Source organism: Henriciella litoralis (genome assembly GCF_002088935.1).
GTDB classification, from domain to species: Bacteria; Pseudomonadota; Alphaproteobacteria; order Caulobacterales; family Hyphomonadaceae; genus Henriciella; species Henriciella litoralis.
On sequence record NZ_NCSS01000004.1, the window covers coordinates 171,522 to 192,241 of the forward strand.

The following is a 20,720-nucleotide window of genomic DNA, read 5'->3' on the forward strand; positions in this document are numbered from 1 at the left end:
TCCTCTTGATCTATTAAGGCGCCGCCCCACCGAGCGCCCCCAGCTTCCGTTTCATCAGTCCGGGATTGAGCAAGACCGGCAGGACTTCCGGATCAGAGTCTCCAGGGCCGTAAAGAAGATACATCGGTACGCCGGGGCTTCCACGTTTTTTAAGCTCGGCGGCGATGGTTTCATCATTGCGCGTGAAGTCCGCGACGAGGAAGGCGACATTGGCGTCCGCCATCGCGTCCAGCACATCCGGGCGGGTTAACGTGCTGCGCTTGTTGACCTGACAGGTCGCACACCAGCTGGCCGTGAAGTCGACGAAGACGCCGCGGCCCTCACCGATCAGGTCATCGACGCGCTCGGGTGACCAGGGTTCGGTCTGCACGCTGGCATAGCTCTCACTGGTCTGACTTGTGGGTGCGTCCTCCAGTCCAGTCATGACCGGCCAGACAATACCGACCAGCGCCAATACGCCGCCAATCACCAGAACCGGGGCACGAAGTTTGCCGCCTGCCACGCTCACCAGCCAGAGGCCAAAGGACAGAATGACGGCGCCAAAGGCCGTCGCGCCGGCGGCCGGGTGGTTGCCGAGGACCGTGATCAGCCAGGCCGCCGTCAGGAACATCGGGAAGGCAAAGGCCTGCTTCAGGCGCTCCATCCAGGCGCCGGGCTTTGGCAGGGACTTATGCAGGCCCGGCACGAAGCTGAGAACCAGGAACGGCAAGGCAAGGCCGAAGCCAAGAATAAGAAAGACGCCCATGACGACCGGCCATGGGTCATCCAGCACGGCGCCGAGGGCAATGCCGACAAATGGGCCGACACAGGGCGCCCCAACGACAGCGGCCAGTACACCTGTAAAGAAGGCCCCTACACTGCCGCGTTTGTCCGCCAGTCCTGAGCCGACATTCTGCACGGAGGTGCCGAGACTGAAAACGCCGAGCAGCCAGAGGCCGATGATAACCATCAGAAGGGCGAGGCCTGCCACGACAGCTGGATACTGAAGCTGGAAGCCCAGGCTGACGAATTGCCCAGCTGCCCTCAGCGTCAGGAAGACGGCGCCAATCGCCGCAAAGGAGATCAGCACGCCGCCCGTATACCAGAGGCCGTGCTTGCGCAGCTCACCCTGATGTCCGCTGGCGGCAGCCTGCACCATCCCGATTGCCTTGATCGACAGCACCGGCAGCACGCAGGGCATAAGGTTCAGGATAAGCCCGCCGAGCAATGCTGCGCCCAGAAGGATGATCAGGCTGGAGCCCGCCTGCCCGGATGTGGCCGCGCTATCTGGCCCTTTGGTGCCCGTTGTTCCGGCCAGCGCTTCACCCGGCTGCGCGGCCAGATTGAAGGCAACAGGTTCACCTTCGCCGGTATCGATGCGAATGATTCCTGCCAGCTGATCCGGGCGCTCATCGCTGTCCGGTGTCAGCTGAAGCTGTAATCCAGCCTCGCCGAATTCAGCAGGCTGGTCGACGGCATGTACGATATCGTGCGTCTCAGGAAAAAAGCGGGCCGGGCCGACAGATCCAGCAATCTGGTCGCCTGCGATAGAGAGCAGCCAGGTGTCGCCAGACCGGCTGAGCGCGGCGTCGCCCTCAAAAGCGGGCGGCACGTCTGCCAGCGCCGCAGCGATCCGTTCGCCGCCGTCTATGTCTGGCACCTGCGTCTCGCCAACATTGACGAACGTCTCCACCTCAACGCTTTCAGGAATGCAGATGTCCTTGCAGATCAGATAATCGACCGTGCCGCCAAAGCGCAGCGCTTCGGTCGCATCCGACGGGATCTCGACGGGAAATGGCAGCACGATCGTATCGCTGTAGCCATAATCCATGATCTCGCCTTCAACGACGGGAATGAGTTCAGGCAGCGGCCAGCTGATCTCGCCAAAGGCGGCTTCGTCGACCGACGTGTTGTCGTCCCAGAACATTGCGGGCGGAATGCCGGCATCCCCGGCATTCTTCCAATAGATGTGCCACTCGGGATCCATCTCGAAGCTGAGGCCGAACCAGACCGTTTCGCCGGGCGTGACAGTCTCACGTTCACTCAGCAGCTCGACACGGGCATGTCCGCCATCAACGGGCTGAGCGACGGCGCTGAAAAACGACGTGCCGAGATACAAAAGCGCTGCGAGGAAGCTGAGGCATTTGATCATCATTGGCATCCTTAGCACTTCGACATCATCAGAACATCGGCACATATGGACACACATTCGCGAAGACCAAGTTACGCTGGACACCTGCCCACATCACAAAAAAAACAGCTGACCTTCTAAAGATCAGCTGTTTCATTTTTCGTCAGACCTGCAGGCGCTAGTTCTGCAGCGCTGGACCGCCCGCTCCGCCTTGTGGCTGCGGGGCAGACTCTGGCGCTTGCGTACGCATGGCGCGGTTGATGACGCGTGACCAGTTCAGCAGCGACATCGAGTGGGCATTACAGGCGCCGAGAATACCATTGCGGGCCAGTTCAGCCAGCTTGGCTTCTGGCAGGGCTCTCAGCTTGTCTTCGTCGATGGCCCAGTATTGAGCAATCGTCTGAGGCGGGCCGGTATCATTGCCTTCCGCATCACGTGGCTGGTAGTTGGCCGAGCGCTCAACAAACAGTCCGAGTTCATCAATCACTTTGACAAAGTCATTCGTTCCGCGGCGCTGACGCTCGAATTCCTGGCAGAAAGCCATCGCATTGTTGGTGTATTCGGTCGGCTCGCCATTTTCGAAGAATGGGATGTCTGGCTTGTTGCTGACCATAGGGGCATCACGATCGACGCAAAGCAGCATGCGTTCCTGCTGCGGATCGTTCGCGAAGACGAATGGATAGCGGCGCGCAAAGGCCGGCACGTAGAAATCGACATCAACATTGCCATCGACAACGAAAAGGTTTTCGTCCTGGCGAATGCCCATGGCGGCGATCGGTGTCTTGTCCGCGCCCACGAAAATGATGGGATAGGAGGTTGCCGCAATCGCGAATTCGGTGACCGTCACAGGCACAGCGTGAGCCTTGCCAAGAAAGGCGAATGGCTTCTCGATGTTCTTGAGGCCAAGGCCGCCATGCTTTTCAGCAGACAGTGGTTGAGGGTTTGAATAGAAAAGCACTTGCCCGCTGAGCGCTGCGGTCGGTGATTGCTGTGAATTTTCCACGGGAAGACTCCATTGATTGACCGGCGCGGTTTACCGGATATGCCAGAACCTCACAACCGCCGAGCAGTTATTCGGCTGCCAGCCGGCCCGACGGACCGCGCAACCGGAATGAAGATTGGAATGAATCGACTGAAATCCCGCTCCCATTCGCTCGCTATGGCTGCCTTTTCGGCGGCTTTACTGGCGGCTGCGTGCGGCCCGCCAGTCAATGAGGACGGGATTGCGCGGCGGACGGTGCGGGAGATCAATCGAAGCTTCGATGACACGGCACGGGCTGAGATGGCCCTCTCGCCAGAGACCGCCACACGGCTCGGCCTCAGCGAATCAACCATGCGCCAGCCGTTTCAGAACATGCTGGATGACCGCTCCCAGGCCCGTTTTGAGCGCACGCGCCTGTTGCGGATCGAGCTGCTCAACCGGTTGAACAACACGCCGGACATTCCCCAGGACAGCCAGCTCGCGCGCCATCTGGAGATCGTGCGCGCCCAATATGAGGCGCTAACGAATCTGGAAGCCTATGGGTTTGGCCGGTACGGACCGGGCATCGCGCGCCCCTATGCCGTGGACCAGCTCAGCGGCGCCTGGGTCGATGTGCCGGACATGCTGATCTCCAGCCATCCGCTGAGGTCACATGAAGACGCGAAAAACTATCTGGCCCGACTGGCCGCCCTGCCCGATGCGCTGGGCGATGAAAAGCGCCGCCTTCTGTCAGATGCGGCGAGCGGCATCATACCGCCGCGCTTTGTCCTGGAAGCGCTGGAAGCCCGCCTTCGGGAGTTTGCTGGTCAGCCGGTCAGCACCCACCCGCTCATCCAGACATTCGGCAGCGTTGTCGGCGGGCTCGACCCGGCGCTAGGTCCATCGGCAAACACCTACCGCCAGGCGGCCGCAAGGCTCATGCTCAAGGATGTCATCCCGGCCTATGTCGAATTTGCAAATGCTGTGCGCGACCTGCAGGCCGAAGCAAGCCCCGACCCCGGCCTCTCGTCTCTTCCTGATGGCGAGGCCTATTATCTTCAATTGCTTGGCTTCTACACACAGCCGGGCGTCAGCGCCGACGCGTTGCATGAAGAGGGCCTTGCTGCAGTCGCGGATATCCGCGCGGAAATAGATGCCCAGTTTGCGGCCCTCGGCCTGACGGCAGGTTCCGTGCAGGAGCGCCTCAGACTGCTGGCGGCCTCCTCCGAGCAGATCTACACAGACGAAGACGATGGACGCGGACAGATCCTGCGCCGGCTTCGCACCCTGATAAAAAAGGCCCAGGCAAATCTGCCGAAAATCGTCAAGAACGCGCCTGACGCGACCGTGCTCGTCAGACGGATGCCGAGCTATGAAGAGGCCGCCTTCAATGGCGCGACCTATGTTGGCGCGACCGCCAATGGCAGCAGCCCGGCTCTGATCGAGATCAATCTGCGCCGGCTCGAGAACTGGTCAGACTATGCGCTGCCGACGCTCGCCTATCATGAGGCCGTTCCCGGCCATCATGTCGAAAGCATGGTAGCCGCCAATCAGACCCGGTCGCCGCTGATCCGGCAGATGATCTGGGACACCGCCTTTGGCGAAGGCTGGGCCACCTATGCCGAGGACCTTGCAGATAGCGCGGGGCTTTATGCCAACGATCCGCTTGGGCGGATCGGCTATCTTCAGTCCATCCTGTTCCGGGCGGCGCGGCTTGTGGTGGACACCGGCATTCACGCTGAGGGCTGGTCATACGAACGGGCCGTCAGCTACCTCGTCAATACGACCGGCTTGCCGCGTGCGGAGATGGAAGACGAAGTTGCCCGCTATGCTGTCTGGCCCGGCCAGGCCGCCTCCTATTTTACCGGGCGCCGGCGGATACTGGAAATGCGAGCTCGGGCCGAAGCGGTTCTGGGCGGACAGCTCAACGCGCCTGCCTTCAACGCCGTCGTGCTGGATGGCGGCCCAAGGCCGCTCTCCATGGTCGAGAAGGATGTCGAGGACTGGTACGACAATTTGCTGCAAGACTGATCAGCGCTCAGGCCGCGGCAAGATTTACTGGCGCAGCCGTTGGGCGCAGACACATCGATTTGAGCACCGGGCTTAGCCCCGCCTCCAGGTCAGCAATCAGCGCCTGCCGGACATCAGCATCAGCTTCATCGCGGACAAAGACAGCCGAAGCGCCATAGCGCCGCGCATCCATCATCGCCCAAGCGGCGTCCAGCGCCCCCTCCTGCCCGCGCAGGTCCACAATACGCACGACCCGCCATCCATAGGCATCGCTGGCGACCAGAAGCGCGATGCCGGTGCGCGACGTCCACGCCATCAAGCTGTCTTCATGAGTGAAGGTAACAGGTTTGCCGGACCGACCGACGAAACTGGAAGCGGTTTGCAGGCGCATAATGTTCCTCCTTTGTTCCGCCCCAAGGTATTCCTTTTTTGGACCGGCGCAAGCGATCTTTGGTAAACGAAACCTTAACCGCGAGGCCCCGCCCATGGGCGTCACAAAATTGATATTTTGCTTGCAAAGCCGTATCCGCCGCCATAAACGCGCTTATGCTCACCCTGCCTATAAGGGGTGATGCTCGATGGTGATTTCCTCTCTTTCCGCGCGAAAGTCTTGAAATCGGGCATCTGTGTACTTATATAATGCTCAGATTGAGCAAAAGCGTGGAGGACCGCGACATGGCCAGACTTATTGATTCCGGACCCGGCTGTCCGACCCCAACCCCAATTCGCGCGAAAAGCGCCGCCGAAGCGCGCGGCCTCGTCTATGACGACGCGGTGAAAGCGGAAACCGAAGCGCTGTACCCGCTCGTGTCAGACTTTGTGACGCCGATGGAGTGGCCCGCGATTGCGCCGCTGGTGGCAGAGATCAACCGCCTCAAAAAGGCGAAGAACGCCGTCATTCTCGCGCACAATTATATGACGCCGGACATTTTCAGCCTCGTCGGCGACTTTCGTGGCGACTCCCTGCAATTGGCGCGTGAAGCCGCGCAGGTCGATGCAGACATTATCGTCCAGGCCGGCGTGCACTTCATGGCCGAGACGTCAAAGATCCTCGCACCGGAAAAGACCGTGCTGATCCCGAGCCTTGAAGCGGGCTGCTCGCTTGCTTCTTCGATCACCGGCGCTGATGTGCGCCTGATCAAGGAACGCTATCCGGATTATCCGATCGTCACCTATGTGAACACAACGGCAGACGTGAAAGCCGAATGCCACATTACGTGCACCAGCTCCAACGCCGCTCAGGTTGTTGAAGCGGTCGCCAAGGAATGGAATTCCGACACCGTCATCCTCGTGCCGGACCAGTATCTTGCCAAGAATGTTGCGGCTCAGACCGATATTCGCATCATCACCTGGCCGGGCGCCTGTGAGGTGCACGAACTGTTCAGCGCAGATGATGTGAACCAGCTTCGTGACGCCCATCCCGGCGTCGTCATCCTGGCCCACCCGGAATGTCCGCCAGACGTGCTCGAAGCGGCTGACTTTGCAGGATCGACCTCGGCCCTTGCCAACTACGTCAAGGATAACAGCCCCAACAAAGTTGTCCTTCTGACCGAGTGTTCGATGAGCGACAATGTCGCCGCTGAAAACCCCGGCGTGAACTTCGTTCGCCCGTGTAATCTCTGCCCGCACATGAAGCGGATCACGCTGGAGAACATTCTCGATTGCCTGATCGAGCTGAAACACGAGGTCGAGATCGAGGAAGATGTGCGCGTGCGCGCCAAGGCTGCGATCGATGCGATGCTGGCCCTGCCGAAAACGGACAAGCCACTTGCTTTCGAAACCGGCCTCAAGCCGATGGACATCGAGGTCATTTCTCCGGCCTGATGCCTTGAAGTCGCCGTTTTGACGCGGTTTGCTGATGGCGAACCGCGTCTTTTCCAATCGGAGCCATGCCAAATGCGTCTTGCCGTTGCCGCCTGCCTTGCCGCCCTCTGCCTTGCTGGCTTGCCCGCATCGGCGCAGGAAGATGACCAACGAGACTCCGGTGATATTCTGGGCAACTGGACTTTCCAGACAAAGCCATATCGCGAAGGCCGCTGCATTATGTCTGGCACAGCGCGTCTGACGCCCAATCCGGAAAAGGGCGTCTATGATTGCGAACTGACAGCCGTAGAGGTCTGTTCGATGTGGGGGCGGTCAGTTGTCCTTCAGAAATGCTCCGCACGCCGCTTCGGCAATCAGGTCTCGATCCGCTCGGAGATTGATCAATTCCTTGAGTCCAAGGAAGAAGGCCTTGTTTACGTTCCGGACAATTTTGCGTTGACGATACAGAGCGCAAAGCGGATGTACGGCTCACTGGTGTCAGCCGCTACGGCCCCGGCAGAATTTATCCGGTCTGAAGAAGGCATTTCCTGATGCAGAGAGCTGCACACTCAATGATCGGCTTGGCCGGGTTGGCGATGGTGTTTTCAGCCGCGCACGCCCAGACGCTGCCGCCGAACATTGCAGGTCTCTGGAACTTTGAGGCCCAATTGCCGGATGTCTGCGACTTTGACGGCACAGCCCGCCTCACCCCAACCGAAGACCCCGCCGAATTTGGTTGCGAATTGACCGCCCGCCAGTATTGCCCGGAACTCAATGTAACCTATGTCGTCGAACAGACTTGCACTGCGTCCATCATCGAAGAAGGCGTGATCGTTCAGTCGACAATCGTGAACTTCATCGAAGGCGAACCAAGCGTGAATTATCGGCCTGACAATTTCATCCTCACGATCACCGACCCTTCCACCATGACGGGCAAGCTTTTCGGAAGCGAAGAGTTTCCGGCTGAATGGCGACGCGCGAACGGCGCGATATCCTGATCTTCCCCGGAGAGACGACCTGATGCCCGATCCGATAAGGCTAACGGCCGATGCCCCGGCTGATGACAGCAATATCCTTATTGTGGGCGCGGGTTTAGCCGGCCTGTTCCTCGCGCTGAGACTTGCCCCTCATAAGTGTACCGTGATCGCGCCTGCCCCGCTGGGCGAGGCGGCGTCCTCGGCCTGGGCACAGGGCGGGCTTGCCGCCGCGCTAGACCCGCTCGACACTGCAGAAGCGCACGCGAAAGACACGGTGATCGCCGGGGCTGGCCTCGTCGACCCGGTCATTGCCCGGCTGATTGCCGAGGAAGGCCCGGCGCGGGTCCTCGACCTCATTGAACTTGGCGTCCCGTTTGACCGCACGCCTGAAGGCGCTTTGCAATTGTCGCTGGAGGCGGCCCATTCGCGTCCGCGTGTCGCCCGCGTGGCCGGTGACCTGGCCGGCAAAGCCATCATGGGCGCCCTGACCACCGCGGTGAATGCGGCGAGCCATATCCGCCTCATGTCACCCTATCTCGCCGTTGGCCTCCTGCAGGATGACAAAGGCTCTATTGCCGGGGTCATCACGCGTGACCGCAAAGGCCGCCTGGCTCCGCTTACAGCGCGCGAGACGATTTTCTGCACTGGCGGCTCAGGCGGACTATTCCGCGTGACAACAAACCCGCCGCAATCACGCGGCGATGCGCTCGCCATGGCGCACCGCGCTGGGGCTCTGATCGCTGATCCTGAATTTGTCCAGTTCCACCCGACCGCCATGGATGTCGGCCTGGACCCTGCCCCGCTCGCGACCGAGGCCCTTCGCGGCGAAGGTGCCATCCTGCGCGACAGCAAAGGCCGCGCCTTCATGAGCGACTATCATGAGCAGGCAGAGCTTGCCCCGCGTGACGAGGTTGCGCGCGCCATCGACAGCGAAATCAAGGCTGGACGCGGCGCCTTCCTCGACGCCTCAAAGGCGGTGGGCAAGCATTTCCCGGCGCACTTCCCAACCGTGTTCGGCGCCTGTATGGCGGCCGGTATTGACCCCCGCCGCCAGCCCATCCCAGTCGCGCCTGCCGCGCACTATCATATGGGCGGTGTCGTCGCCGACGCCTGGGGTCGCTCCACGCTTGAAGGTCTGTCCGTCTGCGGTGAATGCGCCTCCACCGGCGCGCATGGCGCCAATCGCCTCGCGTCAAACTCCCTGCTCGAAGCCGTCGTCTTTGCCGCCCGCATCGCCGAGCGCTTGCGCGACGCAGACCATGCCATGCCCGGCGCCGCTTCCGGCGAAGTGCCCACCGATCTGCCAACCGATGCCCTGCAACAGTTGCGGGTCGACATGGCCAGCAAGTGCGGTGTCATTCGCGACGGCGCGGGCCTCTCCTCGCTGCTCATCGACATTGATAGCGCCGAGGAAGAGCACGGCCCCGCCCGCGCCCTTGATGCCGCGCGCCTGATCGCCAGCGCCGCCCTCGCCCGCAAGGAAAGCCGGGGTGGACACTTCCGCTCTGATTTCCCCGAAACTGATGAACTCGCCGCGCGCACCTTTATTCGCCGCGATGCCAAGAAACCCCTTGAGGAGGTTGCCTGATGATCGCACCGCCCGCCCTGCCCGATCTGCTGCTTGACCCGATTGTCCGCCTTGCCCTGTCCGAAGATCTTGGCCGCGCCGGAGACCTCACCACAGACGCCACGATTGCCCCTGGCACGCGCATTGAAGCGCACATCGCTGCGCGCAAGCCCGGTCGTCTCGCCGGCATGGATGCTGCCGCCTATGCCCTGAAATTGATCGACGCATCGGTAGAGCTCGACCAGCACCTCGGCGATGGCGCAGAGCTCTCTCCCGGCAGCAAGATCGCCACCCTGTCTGGCTCAGCGCGCTCCATCCTGATGGCTGAACGCACAATGCTGAACTTCATCGGCCGCCTCTCAGGCGTTGCGACGCTGACCGCAAGGTTCGTGGCAGAGATCGCACATACGAACGCGACCATCGTCTGCACACGCAAAACCACGCCCGGCCATCGCGCGGTCGAGAAGCGCGCCGTTCGCTGCGGCGGTGGCACCTCGCACCGCTATGGCCTCGACGACGCGATCCTGATCAAGGACAACCACATCGCCGCCTGTGGCTCGATCACCGAAGCGCTGAAGCGCGCGCACGCCTATGCCGGGCATCTGCGTATGATCGAGATCGAGGTGGATAATCTTGACCAGCTCGAGGAAGCGCTGCCACTGAAGCCGCATGCTGTCCTTCTGGATAATATGGACAATGAGACGCTGCGCCGAGCCGTTTCCATGATTGACGGCGTTTGCAAGGCCGAAGCCTCGGGCGGGGTCAATCTCGATACGGTGAAGGGGATCGCAGAAACCGGGGTCGATTATATCTCGGTGGGCGCCCTCACTCACTCTGCGTCAAACCTTGACGTAGGCCTCGACCTGCCCTGACTGTGCCTCTCAGGAAGCAATGCCGATCAAACGGTCATGCGAAATGGGAGAGAATGCACGATGAGCAAAGCGTCAGGCCGCAAGAGCATCTTCATTACAGGCGCCGCATCCGGCATCGGCAAGGCGACGGCAAAACTGTTTGCCGACCGCAGCTGGTTTGTCGGTCTCTACGACATCAATGAAGCCGGCCTCAAAGAGGTCGTGGATGAGATCGGCGCGGAGAACTGCATTTCGGCCAAGCTGGATGTGCGCTCCCGCGATGACTGGGCCGCTGCCATGAAAGACTTCGGCGAGGCGACAGATGGTCGGATGGACGTGTTATTCAACAATGCCGGGATCGGCCGCCATGGCTGGTTTGAAGAGATTTCCGGCGAAGACAATGATGCGATTGTCGACATCAATGTGAAGGGCGTCATCAATGGTGTGCAGGCTGGTCTGCCACTCCTGCGCCAAACCAAAGGCTCGCGCATCGTCAACACAGCCTCTACCGCAGGCGTATTTGGCGCGCCGAAGCTCGCCGTCTATGCAGCCACGAAGTTTGCGGTTCGCGGCCTGACCGAGGCGCTCGATATCGAATTGTCGAATATTGGCATCCGGGTCACATCGCTGATGCCGTGGTTCATCGACACGCCAATCCTCGACATGGGGGCCCAGGATGGTGCCAACGTCAAAATGAGCGACATGATCCGCGAGTCAGGCTCTGACGTCTATCCGGTCGAGATGGCCGCCGAGCGCGCCTGGGACGCCGCCCACGGCAAGGATACGCACTACATGGTCGGCAAGATGGCAGAACGCACGCGTTTTGCGGCCCGCTTCATGCCGAACCGCCTTAAAAAGACGCTGATGAAAACGCTGGAACCGCGCGACTAGTCTTTGACGCGCGCAATGGCGAGGCCGTCATGGCCCTTGATGCCGACCTGCTGGAGCACAATCGCCTCCAGTTCAGGGTGACCGGCCAGCGCCTGGTTGAAAGCCGCCGCGCCAATTGCATTCGGATCAACATTGGACGGTTTCAGAACAGCGCCTTCGCGCACGACATTATCGGCCACAATCAGGCCGCCGGGCCGTAGCAGGCGGATGGCCTGCTTCAGATAGGCCGGGTAGCCGTCCTTATTGGCGTCGAGGAACACAAAGTCGAAAGACGGCTCAAGCGCCCGCATTTCGTCCAGCCCTTTACCCTCAACCACCTCACAGCGATCGGCGAGGCCAGCATCCTTCAGCGTCTCTCGCGCCACAGCGGCATGTGCCGGGTCGAGCTCGATGGTGATGAGTTCGCCGCCCTCCGGGATCGCACGGCCCAGCCAGACAGTCGAATAGCCGCCCAGCGTGCCGACTTCGAGAACGCGCCTGGCGCCAATCATCTTGGCCAGCAGGTAAATCAGCTTGCCCTGGCCGGGCGAGACCTGAATGTCCGGCAGACCAGCCTTGGAGGCGCGCTCTATCGCCCTCTCAAGGACAGGATCGGCCTGCACAAAAAGACTGTTAATGTAGGTATCGACGTCTTCGAACAGGTGTTCTGCGGACATGAAAGGTCCTTATGGAGCCGGGCTGATCACACTCAGCGATTTTGCATTGAGGTCTTCGGTCTGCTCGGACGTGATGGTCATGATCGAACTATCGACCCCACCACCGGTCTCTGCTTTGGCAAGACGCGACTTCTGGGCAGCGCGGGCGCTCGCCCACTCCGCTCCACGTGGGAAGCGATAGAAAACATGCGTCCCGATCTTCGACGTTCTCACCAGACCTGAATTCCAGACCGGGTTCACATAGGTCGCGTGGTAATGGGTCGCGCCATCGGTGCGCGGCTCATCAAGATCGAGAAAGACATGAGCGGCAATCGTTTTGGCATCTTCCCATCTTTTGCCGCGAGGGGCGCGTGAAAGCGCACCATCACAGGTGAAGGTGAACTGACAACCCGTCGTCCGCGTCGCGCCCTGATAGACAACACCGCAGGCGCTGTTCGGGTAACGATGATCGCGAACACGGTTCATGATGACTTCTGCCACAGCGATCTGGCCAGGCTTGGACTCGCTGCGCGCCTCGTAATAGACCGCCTCCGCCAGACATTTCATCTGGTGGCTCATCTCTTCGGCGCGCTTGAGGTGCGCAGGATCAAAGCTCTTCATGCCAGCCAGAACAGCTGCGTCGCGCTCAAGGCCGCCATAACGCGTCATGGCAGATTCCGGATCACGCTCGAGCGAATATTCGACGTTGCGCATCCACTCATGCTTCATGACGGCCGGGGCTAGCGGATCGGCCCGCACAGCGTCGCCGCCATCCTGGGTCTCGGCAAAGCGAATGGTCTGCTCACGGAAATCGGCTTCGGCCTCTTTCTGCGTGTTTGCGGACGAAATGGCAGGCAGCGCAAAGCTGAGGCCCAGCGCGAATGTGGACACAAGCATGGAGCGCGACACCACGGCGCGCTGCTCTGAATCGGATTTCGCCAGCCACCAACGGCCGACCCGATTCTTCAGAGACTTCTCCGCGAAGATACGCGGGGTCTGATTTTTGGTCTTGGTTGACATATTCTGTCCCCCTCTTTCACCGGCACTCCAACGGGCACAGCGATCAATTCGGCTCGTCTGCCCAAAGTCCGCTGCGCCGTAAATTCCGGTTTTGCTACCGGTATCGATATTAGACACGAGCCGGACATATCAACGATAAGGTCGTACTGAAGACTTACATTTCCGTTAGGACGGGAACCATACCGGCCTGAACCAGTTCTGCAGAATCACCTGAAAATCAAAAAAATGAAGGTAAATCAGGTATAAAGGCGTTAACGACCTAGGCTTCTGCGTGCCGTAGCACCAATAGCAGTGTTGCCCTGGCGCAACACTGCCCGTCTTCTGATTTCACGCCTCACCTGGCTTATTCAGCCATGAATCGCCGGTTTTAGCTCTCCGGCTTCTGAAGCACGGCATGGGCCGCAGCGAGCCGGGCAATCGGCACGCGGTAAGGCGAACAAGAGACATAGTCGAGCCCCAGCGCGTCGCAGAACATTACCGAGGCCGGGTCGCCGCCATGCTCACCACAGATGCCGAGCTTGATGTCAGGACGCGTTGCGCGCCCCCGCTCAGCGGCGATCTTCACAAGTTCACCCACGCCTTCCTGGTCCAGCGTGACGAACGGGTCTTTCTCATAGATGCCCTGCTCTTCATACGCCTTGAGGAAACGTGTCGCATCATCGCGCGAAATGCCCAGCGTCGTCTGCGTCAGGTCATTCGTGCCGAATGAGAAGAACGCAGCGGACTTTGCGATATTGCCAGCCTGTAGCGCGGCGCGTGGCAGCTCAATCATCGTGCCGACGAGATAGTTGAGCTCTGTGCCCGTCTCCTCGAAGACAGCCTTGGCGGTCGCGTCGACCTTGGCTTTGAGGATGTCGAGCTCTTTCTGCGTCGCAACGAGCGGGATCATCACCTCAGGGATCGGCTTGTAGCCGGTTTCCTTGGCGACCTGCACGGCCGCTTCAAAGATCGCACGGGCCTGCATCTCGTAGATTTCCGGATAGGTGATGCCGAGGCGGCAGCCGCGGTGGCCGAGCATCGGGTTGCTCTCATGCAGGTCGTCTGCCTGGCGCTTCAGCACCTCGACGCTGACACCGGCCGATTTGGCAACTTCCGCCATCTCTTCTTCCGAATGCGGCAGGAATTCGTGCAGCGGCGGATCCAGCAGGCGGATCGTGCACGGGCGATCTTCCATGATGCGGAAAATCTCAGCGAAATCGCTGCGCTGCATTGGCAGAAGTTTGGACAGCGCGGCTTCGCGGCCCGCCTTGTCATTGGCCAGGATCATCGAGCGGACGACCGGGATACGTTCAGCATCGAAGAACATGTGTTCGGTGCGGCAAAGGCCGATGCCTTCCGCGCCAAATTTCTTCGCGGTTTCAACATCGTGCGGCGTTTCGGCATTGGTGCGCACCTTGAGGCGGCGGACCTTGTCAGCCCACTCCATCAGATGACCGAAATCACCGGAGAGATCCGGCTGGACCATGTCGATTGCACCGATCAGGACTTCGCCTTCGGCTCCGTCAATCGTGACGACGTCGCCTTTCTTGAATTCCCGGCCATTCGCCCGGAACACGCCATTCTTCACATCGATCTGCAGACCGCCCGCGCCGCAGACGCAAGGCCGGCCCATGCCGCGCGCAACGACCGCTGCGTGCGAGGTCATCCCGCCGCGCGCCGTGACGATAGCGCGAGCCGCGTGCATGCCGTGAATATCCTCGGGGCTGGTCTCGACGCGCATCAGGATGACGTCTTCGCCCTTTTCGGCGAGCGCCGCGGCTTCATCGCTGTCAAACACGACCTTGCCAACGGCAGCGCCGGGGCTGGCTGGCAGGCCTTTGACGATGACGTCGCGTGCCGCATCTGGAGAAATCGTCGGGTGCAGCAACTGGTCGAGCTGGCCCGGCATGAGGCGAAGGACCGCCTCTTCCTCATTGATCAGCTTCTCGCGCGCCATATCGACGGCGATCTTGAGCGCGGCAGCTGCGGTGCGTTTCCCGTTCCGGGTCTGCAGCATGTAGAGCTTGTTGTCTTCGACCGTGAACTCGATGTCCTGCATGTCGCGATAGTGGCTTTCCAGCTTCTCAGCGACCGCCACCAGCTCTTTGTAGACCGCTGGCATGGCTTCTTCGAGCGGCAACTCATCAGAAGACAGAGCTTCGGCGCGGGAGCGGGAGATCGGCGCTGGCGTGCGGATGCCGGCGACAACGTCTTCGCCCTGCGCATTGACCAGGAATTCACCGTAGAACACTTTTTCGCCGGTCGACGGATCGCGCGTGAACGCAACGCCGGTCGCCGAGGTATCGCCCATATTGCCGAACACCATGGACTGCACGTTCACAGCCGTGCCCCATGCCGCCGGAATGTCGTTGAGCTTGCGATAGAGGATCGCGCGGTCATTCATCCAGGAGCCGAACACCGCCCCGATGGCGCCCCAGAGCTGTTCGCGCGGATCATCCGGGAAAGGCTTGCCGAGCTGTTTCTCAACGGCTGCCTTGTAGCGAACGATGATCTCTTTCCAATCTTCAGCCGTCATCTCGGTGTCGAGGCTGTAGTCCTGGCGCTCTTTGTAGTCGTCGAGGATGTGCTCGAACGTGTCATGCTTCAGGCCGAGCACCACATTGCAATACATCTGGATGAAGCGGCGATAGCTGTCATAGGCAAAGCGCTCACCGGCTTTCTTGGCGAGGCCTGCAACCGTGACTTCCGAGAGACCGAGGTTCAGGACGGTGTCCATCATGCCCGGCATCGAGGCGCGTGCGCCCGAGCGCACCGACACCAGAAGCGGATTGTCAGCATCACCGAACGTTTTGCCGGTTTCGGCTTCAACCGCCTTCAGCGCCTCATCAACCTGCGCTTCCAGGCCGCCCGGATACTTTTCACCAAGGTCGTAATAGGCCGTGCAGACGGCGGTGGTCAGGGTAAATCCGGGGGGAACCGGCAGTCCAAGGCGCGCCATCTCGGCGAGGTTCGCGCCCTTGCCGCCCAGCAGGTTTTTCATGGTCGTATTGCCGTCGGCTGTCCCCCCGCCGAACGAATACACCCATTGTTCCTTAGCCTTGAGATCAGCAGTGTCAGCCATGTTGCATATTCTCCAGATTTTCCTGTCTTGCTGCGAGCGTCCGTGCCAGCCGCGCAGCGTCATCGGTGAGGCGATAGCGGCCCGGCTCGAAAGATACCAGCATTTTCAATGCCGGCAGCCGCACGCCGAGTTCGGTTGTGTCATCCAGTGGCGCTTGAGCAACGCCAAAACGCGATGCAATCTTTGCATCAAGCGTCTGAGCCTTGATGGACTTGAAGCGGAAATCCGCCGTGCCGAAGCGCTTATGAAGCTCGACGACATAGGCTTTGTCCCGGTCGGTCATCTGTGAAGGGGCCTCGCCTTGCGCTTCAAAAATGTCTCGCGCCTGCTTCGACGGCATGTTCACTAAACTCCAGATCCACATGGCCAATAGGCCAAACAGGAGCAGGATGACAATCATACTTGCTCCCCCAAGGGTAATTTATGCCGACAGTTTTGAAAAATCTGCGACGCGATGCAAAGCGTCACGGATAGAATTCAGAATCAAGAGGCGGTTTTGCCTCAATTTTGGGTTTTCGGCGTTCACGATGACATTTTCAAAGAAATTGTCGACCGGCAGGCGAAGACCCGCCAGTGCGCGCATTGCTTTTTCGAAATCCTCTTCCGCCAGCGCCGCATCGGCCTCTGCAACGGCGGTCTCGATCGCGGCATGCAGCGCGCCTTCCTCATCCTGCTCGAACAGGGATGGATCAATCTCGCCGCTTACCGGCGCGCCATCCTTCTTCTCTTCGGCTTTCAGAATGTTCGCCGCGCGCTTGTAGCCCGCCAGAAGGTTCGCGCCGTCTTCGGTTTCAAGGAAGGCGCCCAGTGCCTCAACCCGTTTGACGATCAGGACAAGATCGTCCTCGCCCAGCGCAAAGACCGCATCGATAAGATCAAAGCGCGCGCCCTGATCGCGGAGGACTTGTTTGAGGCGATCAGCGAAGAAGGCGAGGAGGTCTACTGTTGGTTCCTCTACGCCCCATTCAAGCAAAAATTCACGCTCTCTTCGTATAGTTTGTTGATCTCCAGAACTTTTGAAAACTTCAGGGCGGCCTTCTGCCAAGTCTTGCCCCATGGCTTTGAGCATTAACAAAGGGGACATGCGGTCGTAGAAGCGGCTTTGAACTTCAGAGAGGCCAGAGGCGCTTCGCCGGAAATCAACTCCCTCAGCCCCATTATCACCGCCCGCGCGGTAGTACAAAAATTTGACCCGTCGAAGCGTTTGAATGACCAGCGAACTTTGTGCTGTTTCTACGGTAAGGTTGTTGAACTCTTCATCAGGCATTCGATCAATGTCCGAGATTATAAAATCTCTGATCGATGCTCCAAGCCGAAACCGAACCTCATTCTCCAGAATGATCCGCACGACGCCTAGCGCGGCACGCCGCAGCGCGAACGGGTCTTTGGATCCGGTTGGTTTCTCATCAATCGCCCAGAAGCCGACCAGCGTGTCGAGCTTGTCGGCCAGCGCGACGGCAATCGCCACGGGTTCAGTTGGCACGGCATCTGATGGGCCTTGCGGTTTGTAGTGTTCGGCAATGGCGGTCGCGATGGCGGCGTCTTCGCCCTGCTCGCGCGCATAATAGCCGCCCATCACGCCCTGTAGCTCAGGGAATTCGCCGACCATGCCCGAGACGAGATCGGCTTTGGCGAGACGCGCAGCGCGTTCGGCCATGTCCGGGTCTGCGCCAACTTTCGGGGCAAGCTCGCGCGCCAGCGCGGCAACCCGCTCCACCTTGTCAGCAATCGAACCCAACTCTTTCTTGAAATCGATGGTCGACAGCTTCTCGGCCATCTTCTCAAGCGGGGTATTGCGGTCATTGTCCCAGAAGAAGCGGGCATCATCGAGCCGGGCCGAGAGCACCTTACGGTTGCCGGCCGCGATGGCCTTGCCGCCATCTTTCGCTTCGACATTCGCCACAACGACAAAGTTCGGCGCGAGTTCACCGGTCTTCGGGTCGCGCACGGCGAAATATTTCTGGTGGGTGCGCATGGAAAGCTGGATGACTTCGCCCGGCAGGGTCAGGAAGTCAGGGTCCATCTCGCCGAGGATTACCACAGGCCATTCGGCAAGGCCGGTCACTTCATCGAGCAGCCCCTGATCCTCAACCAGTTCAAGACCGGCGGCTGCGCAGACCTTATGCGCCTGCTCATCGATCAGCAGGCGGCGGTCCTCGCGCGACAGCGCGACAAAGCCCTCGCCTTCCAGCTTGGTGCGATACTCATCGAGCGAGGCGACCGTGAACGGCCCACGCCCCATGATGCGGTGGCCTTCCGTCTCATTGCCCGATTTCAGGCCATCGACGTCAAAATCGACCGTCTTGCCATTGAACACGCAGACAATGCGCTGCAGCGGGCGCACCCAGCGCAGCTCTCCGCGGCCCCAGCGCATCGATTTCGGCCAATGAAAGCCGCGAATGATGGCAGGTACCAGCTCGGCTATGATCTCTTCCAGCGGGCGACCGGGGATCTCCCGAACGGCAACGTAGAAATCACCCTTCTTCGGATCGCTGCGCACTTCGGCCTCATCTATGGAGGACAGCCCCGCGCCCCGCAGAAAGCCTTCGACCGCCTTGTCCGGCGCGCCCACTTTCGGGCCTTTGCGCTCTTCGCTGACATCGGCGGATTTTTCCGGCAGATCATCAATCGCCACCGTCAGGCGGCGTGGGCCGGACAGGGCCGTTACATTGGCAAACGTAACGCCTGCCTCTTCCAGTCCTTTGACCAGTGCGTCGCGCAGGTCCGCTTCGGCCTTCGCCTGCATGCGGGCCGGGATTTCCTCTGAGAAGAGTTCGAGAAGAAGGTCTGCCATGAAAAGCTGCGTGCCTTGCTGTTGGATAAGGGACAATGCGGCCTAGACGCCGCAGCTGCCCTTGATGCCCATGCGTTCAGTTTCGGTTGGTTCTACGATAGCGATATTGCCGGAGTAATTGGTATATTCCGGACCGCTCTCGGTCGGTTTGAGGTTCAGCTCGATGACAATGCCGCGATCAGCTGAGCGATACCGCCAGGTCTCATTGCCGTTTTCAGACTTGGTGCGGCTTTCACGCGTGAATTCAAGGATATCGTCATTGATCTTGACCTGCGCCGGTTGAGGGTCGCCCTCCATCGAGGTGGTGAACACAAACCGCCAGGTATCAGGATCATCGAAATTGAAAGTGTGGCTCTCCCGCATCAGCGTGCAGTAGGCGTCTGAATCAGGCTGATGCATGGTGCCGATTTTCAGCGCCTGCGGATTGGTTTCAGCCATTTCAGGCGCTGAAGGCTCATCGTCTTCAACGTGCTTCTTGTACTCGGCCTTGGCCTCAGCTTTCCCAGCCGGGGGCGTGCTGTCACTCGCGTCGGAGGCATTACCACAGGCCGCAATCATCAGGACGGGCGCCAGCGCCAGGGTTGCAAAAAGTCTGCTCATTCTAGCCTCCCGACAGGCGGCAACCGCCCTTGAACTTCACGGCCTCGCCTTCTGCCGGATAGATCACCCGGATTGAGCCGGTATAGACCGCGCGATCATCAACATCCCCGCCATCGAGCAGGATCGCCTCCAGCTCAAGGCTCTCATCTTCATCGACAAAGCGGCGCGTTTCCATGCCTGCGCCAAAGCCGGCCTCAACCTCGGTCAGCTTCACGGCCTCGCCGTCCAGCGAGACATAGCCGTGATAGGCATTGTCGCCGACAGTCGTGACCAGCACATAAGGGCCGGTGTCATCGTTTTCTGCATCCACTGGAACGAAAGCGCAAAACGCATTGTCCATGGGCGCGACAAGGTCCGTCCCGATCACAGGCAGGTCCTGCGGATCCATCGCAGGTTCGCCGTTCATTTCAGCGCGTTCATTGCCGCAGGCCGCCAGCATCAGAAGCGCGAGTGCAACACCCGTCATGGTTTTCATGCCGCACGCTCCTCTTCCTGCTTTGCCCAAAGTTCAGCGGCCCCGCGCGCCAGATCCCGCACCCGGCCAATAAAGGCCTGACGCTCTGTCGGCGAAATCGCGCCGCGCGCATCGATCAGGTTGAAGACGTGGCTGGCTTTCAGCGCATAGTCATAGGCGGGAAGCGGTTTGCCCGCATCGCGCAGGATTTTTGACTGCTTCTCGCAGCCAGCAAACCAGGTCTGCAGCATCTCGACATCGGCCAGCTCAAAATTGAAGGCCGATTGTTCGCGCTCATTCTGCAGGAACACATCCCCATAGGAGAGCGGCGTCTCAGAGGCCGGGTCGTTGAATGGCAGGTCGTAGACATTGTCGACGCCGAACACATACATGGCGAGACGTTCGAGACCGTAGGTCAGCTCACCGGAGACCGGGAACACATCCAGCCCGCCGACCTGCTGGAAATAAGTGTACTGGCTGACTTCCATCCCGTCGCACCAGACTTCCCAGCCAAGGCCCCAGGCGCCAACCGTCGGGTTTTCCCAGTCATCCTCGACAAAGCGGATATCGTGCACCATCGGGTCGATGCCGATTTCGTAGAGCGAGTTCAGATAGAGGTCCTGCAGGTCAGCCGGGTTCGGCTTCAGAATGACCTGATACTGATAATAGTGGCCGAGCCGGTTCGGGTTCTCGCCATAGCGGCCATCCGCCGGGCGGCGCGATGGCTGCACATAGGCCGCGCGCCAGTCTTTTGGCCCAAGCGCGCGCAGCACCGTCGCCGGATGCAGCGTGCCCGCGCCAACTTCCATGTCATAGGGCTGCAGGATCGCGCAGCCTTGCGCGGCCCAATAGGCCTGAAGCCGCAGGATCACCTCCTGAAAGGAGGACGGTTTTTCTCGGGCAATAGGTGCGGGCATGCGCGTGGCCTGAATCGTAAGCTTGTCTCTTGGGCCTTCCTGCTAGCCCTGTGCGCCGCCGACTGCAAG

18 protein-coding genes are annotated in these 20,720 nt (G+C 60.3%); 7 read left to right on the forward strand and 11 right to left on the reverse strand.

The window, feature by feature from the left end:
• Positions 1-13: 13 nt before the first annotated feature.
• A complete protein-coding gene (locus B8783_RS00845; RefSeq protein ID WP_169711664.1) occupies positions 14-2,134 on the reverse strand; it encodes a protein-disulfide reductase DsbD family protein in 2,121 nt (706 codons plus the stop codon).
• 154 nt (positions 2,135-2,288) lie between these two features.
• Positions 2,289-3,113: a SapC family protein gene (locus B8783_RS00850; RefSeq protein ID WP_233355629.1), complete on the reverse strand. Its 825-nt coding sequence runs from the start codon at positions 3,111-3,113 to the stop codon at positions 2,289-2,291.
• A gap of 120 nt (positions 3,114-3,233) precedes the next feature.
• On the opposite strand from B8783_RS00850, the gene B8783_RS00855 reads away from it, so the two are divergent.
• Entirely contained in the window at positions 3,234-5,102 is a 1,869-nt protein-coding gene (locus B8783_RS00855; protein ID WP_169711665.1) for a DUF885 domain-containing protein, read from the forward strand.
• Between the two features lie 7 nt (positions 5,103-5,109).
• Here the strand turns inward: B8783_RS00855 and B8783_RS00860 are convergent, their stop codons facing one another.
• Positions 5,110-5,472: a hypothetical protein gene (locus B8783_RS00860; RefSeq protein ID WP_084417888.1), complete on the reverse strand. Its 363-nt coding sequence runs from the start codon at positions 5,470-5,472 to the stop codon at positions 5,110-5,112.
• Positions 5,473-5,756: 284 nt separating this feature from the next.
• Between B8783_RS00860 and nadA the strand changes: the two genes are divergently transcribed.
• From nadA to B8783_RS00890, 6 genes are all read left to right on the forward strand, one after another.
• Entirely contained in the window at positions 5,757-6,905 is a 1,149-nt protein-coding gene (gene nadA / locus B8783_RS00865; RefSeq protein ID WP_084417889.1) for a quinolinate synthase NadA, read from the forward strand.
• A 72-nt stretch (positions 6,906-6,977) separates the two neighbouring features.
• Entirely contained in the window at positions 6,978-7,436 is a 459-nt protein-coding gene (locus tag B8783_RS00870; RefSeq protein WP_084417890.1) for a hypothetical protein, read from the forward strand.
• Positions 7,436-7,882, forward strand: a complete 447-nt coding sequence (locus B8783_RS00875; protein WP_139792183.1) for a hypothetical protein — start codon at positions 7,436-7,438, stop codon at positions 7,880-7,882. Before B8783_RS00870 ends, B8783_RS00875 begins: the two co-directional genes overlap by 1 nt.
• Before the next feature lie 22 nt (positions 7,883-7,904).
• Positions 7,905-9,449: an L-aspartate oxidase gene (locus B8783_RS00880; protein ID WP_084417892.1), complete on the forward strand. Its 1,545-nt coding sequence runs from the start codon at positions 7,905-7,907 to the stop codon at positions 9,447-9,449.
• A complete protein-coding gene (gene nadC / locus B8783_RS00885) occupies positions 9,449-10,300 on the forward strand; it encodes a carboxylating nicotinate-nucleotide diphosphorylase (RefSeq protein WP_084417893.1) in 852 nt (283 codons plus the stop codon). The genes B8783_RS00880 and nadC overlap by 1 nt, the downstream gene beginning before the upstream one ends.
• Before the next feature lie 60 nt (positions 10,301-10,360).
• The gene (locus tag B8783_RS00890) at positions 10,361-11,170 is read left to right on the forward strand and encodes an SDR family oxidoreductase (RefSeq protein ID WP_084417894.1); all 810 of its coding nucleotides are present in this window, start codon (positions 10,361-10,363) and stop codon (positions 11,168-11,170) included.
• On the opposite strand, the gene B8783_RS00895 is transcribed toward B8783_RS00890, so the two are convergent.
• From B8783_RS00895 to B8783_RS00930, 8 genes are all read right to left on the reverse strand, one after another.
• Positions 11,167-11,826 carry an O-methyltransferase gene (locus B8783_RS00895; RefSeq protein WP_084417895.1) on the reverse strand — a complete coding sequence of 220 codons (660 nt, stop codon included), beginning with the start codon at positions 11,824-11,826 and terminating at the stop codon, positions 11,167-11,169. The two genes, B8783_RS00890 and B8783_RS00895, sit on opposite strands and share 4 nt — an antisense overlap.
• 9 nt (positions 11,827-11,835) lie before the next feature.
• Positions 11,836-12,825, reverse strand: coding sequence for a cell wall hydrolase (locus tag B8783_RS00900; protein ID WP_084417896.1), 990 nt, complete (start codon positions 12,823-12,825; stop codon positions 11,836-11,838).
• A gap of 367 nt (positions 12,826-13,192) precedes the next feature.
• Positions 13,193-15,886: a pyruvate, phosphate dikinase gene (gene ppdK / locus B8783_RS00905; protein ID WP_084417897.1), complete on the reverse strand. Its 2,694-nt coding sequence runs from the start codon at positions 15,884-15,886 to the stop codon at positions 13,193-13,195.
• A complete protein-coding gene (locus tag B8783_RS00910; RefSeq protein WP_084417898.1) occupies positions 15,879-16,286 on the reverse strand; it encodes a hypothetical protein in 408 nt (135 codons plus the stop codon). The genes ppdK and B8783_RS00910 overlap by 8 nt, the downstream gene beginning before the upstream one ends.
• Positions 16,287-16,307: 21 nt before the next feature.
• On the reverse strand, positions 16,308-18,680 hold the full coding sequence (gene glyS, locus B8783_RS00915; protein WP_084417899.1) for a glycine--tRNA ligase subunit beta: 2,373 nt from the start codon (positions 18,678-18,680) through the stop codon (positions 16,308-16,310).
• A gap of 42 nt (positions 18,681-18,722) precedes the next feature.
• Positions 18,723-19,280 carry a hypothetical protein gene (locus tag B8783_RS00920; RefSeq protein WP_084417900.1) on the reverse strand — a complete coding sequence of 186 codons (558 nt, stop codon included), beginning with the start codon at positions 19,278-19,280 and terminating at the stop codon, positions 18,723-18,725.
• A 1-nt stretch (position 19,281) separates the two neighbouring features.
• Positions 19,282-19,755 carry a hypothetical protein gene (locus tag B8783_RS00925; RefSeq protein WP_084417901.1) on the reverse strand — a complete coding sequence of 158 codons (474 nt, stop codon included), beginning with the start codon at positions 19,753-19,755 and terminating at the stop codon, positions 19,282-19,284.
• Complete coding sequence (locus B8783_RS00930) at positions 19,752-20,651, reverse strand: glycine--tRNA ligase subunit alpha (protein ID WP_139792184.1); 900 nt, start codon at positions 20,649-20,651, stop codon at positions 19,752-19,754. The genes B8783_RS00925 and B8783_RS00930 overlap by 4 nt, the downstream gene beginning before the upstream one ends.
• Positions 20,652-20,720 lie beyond the last annotated feature (69 nt).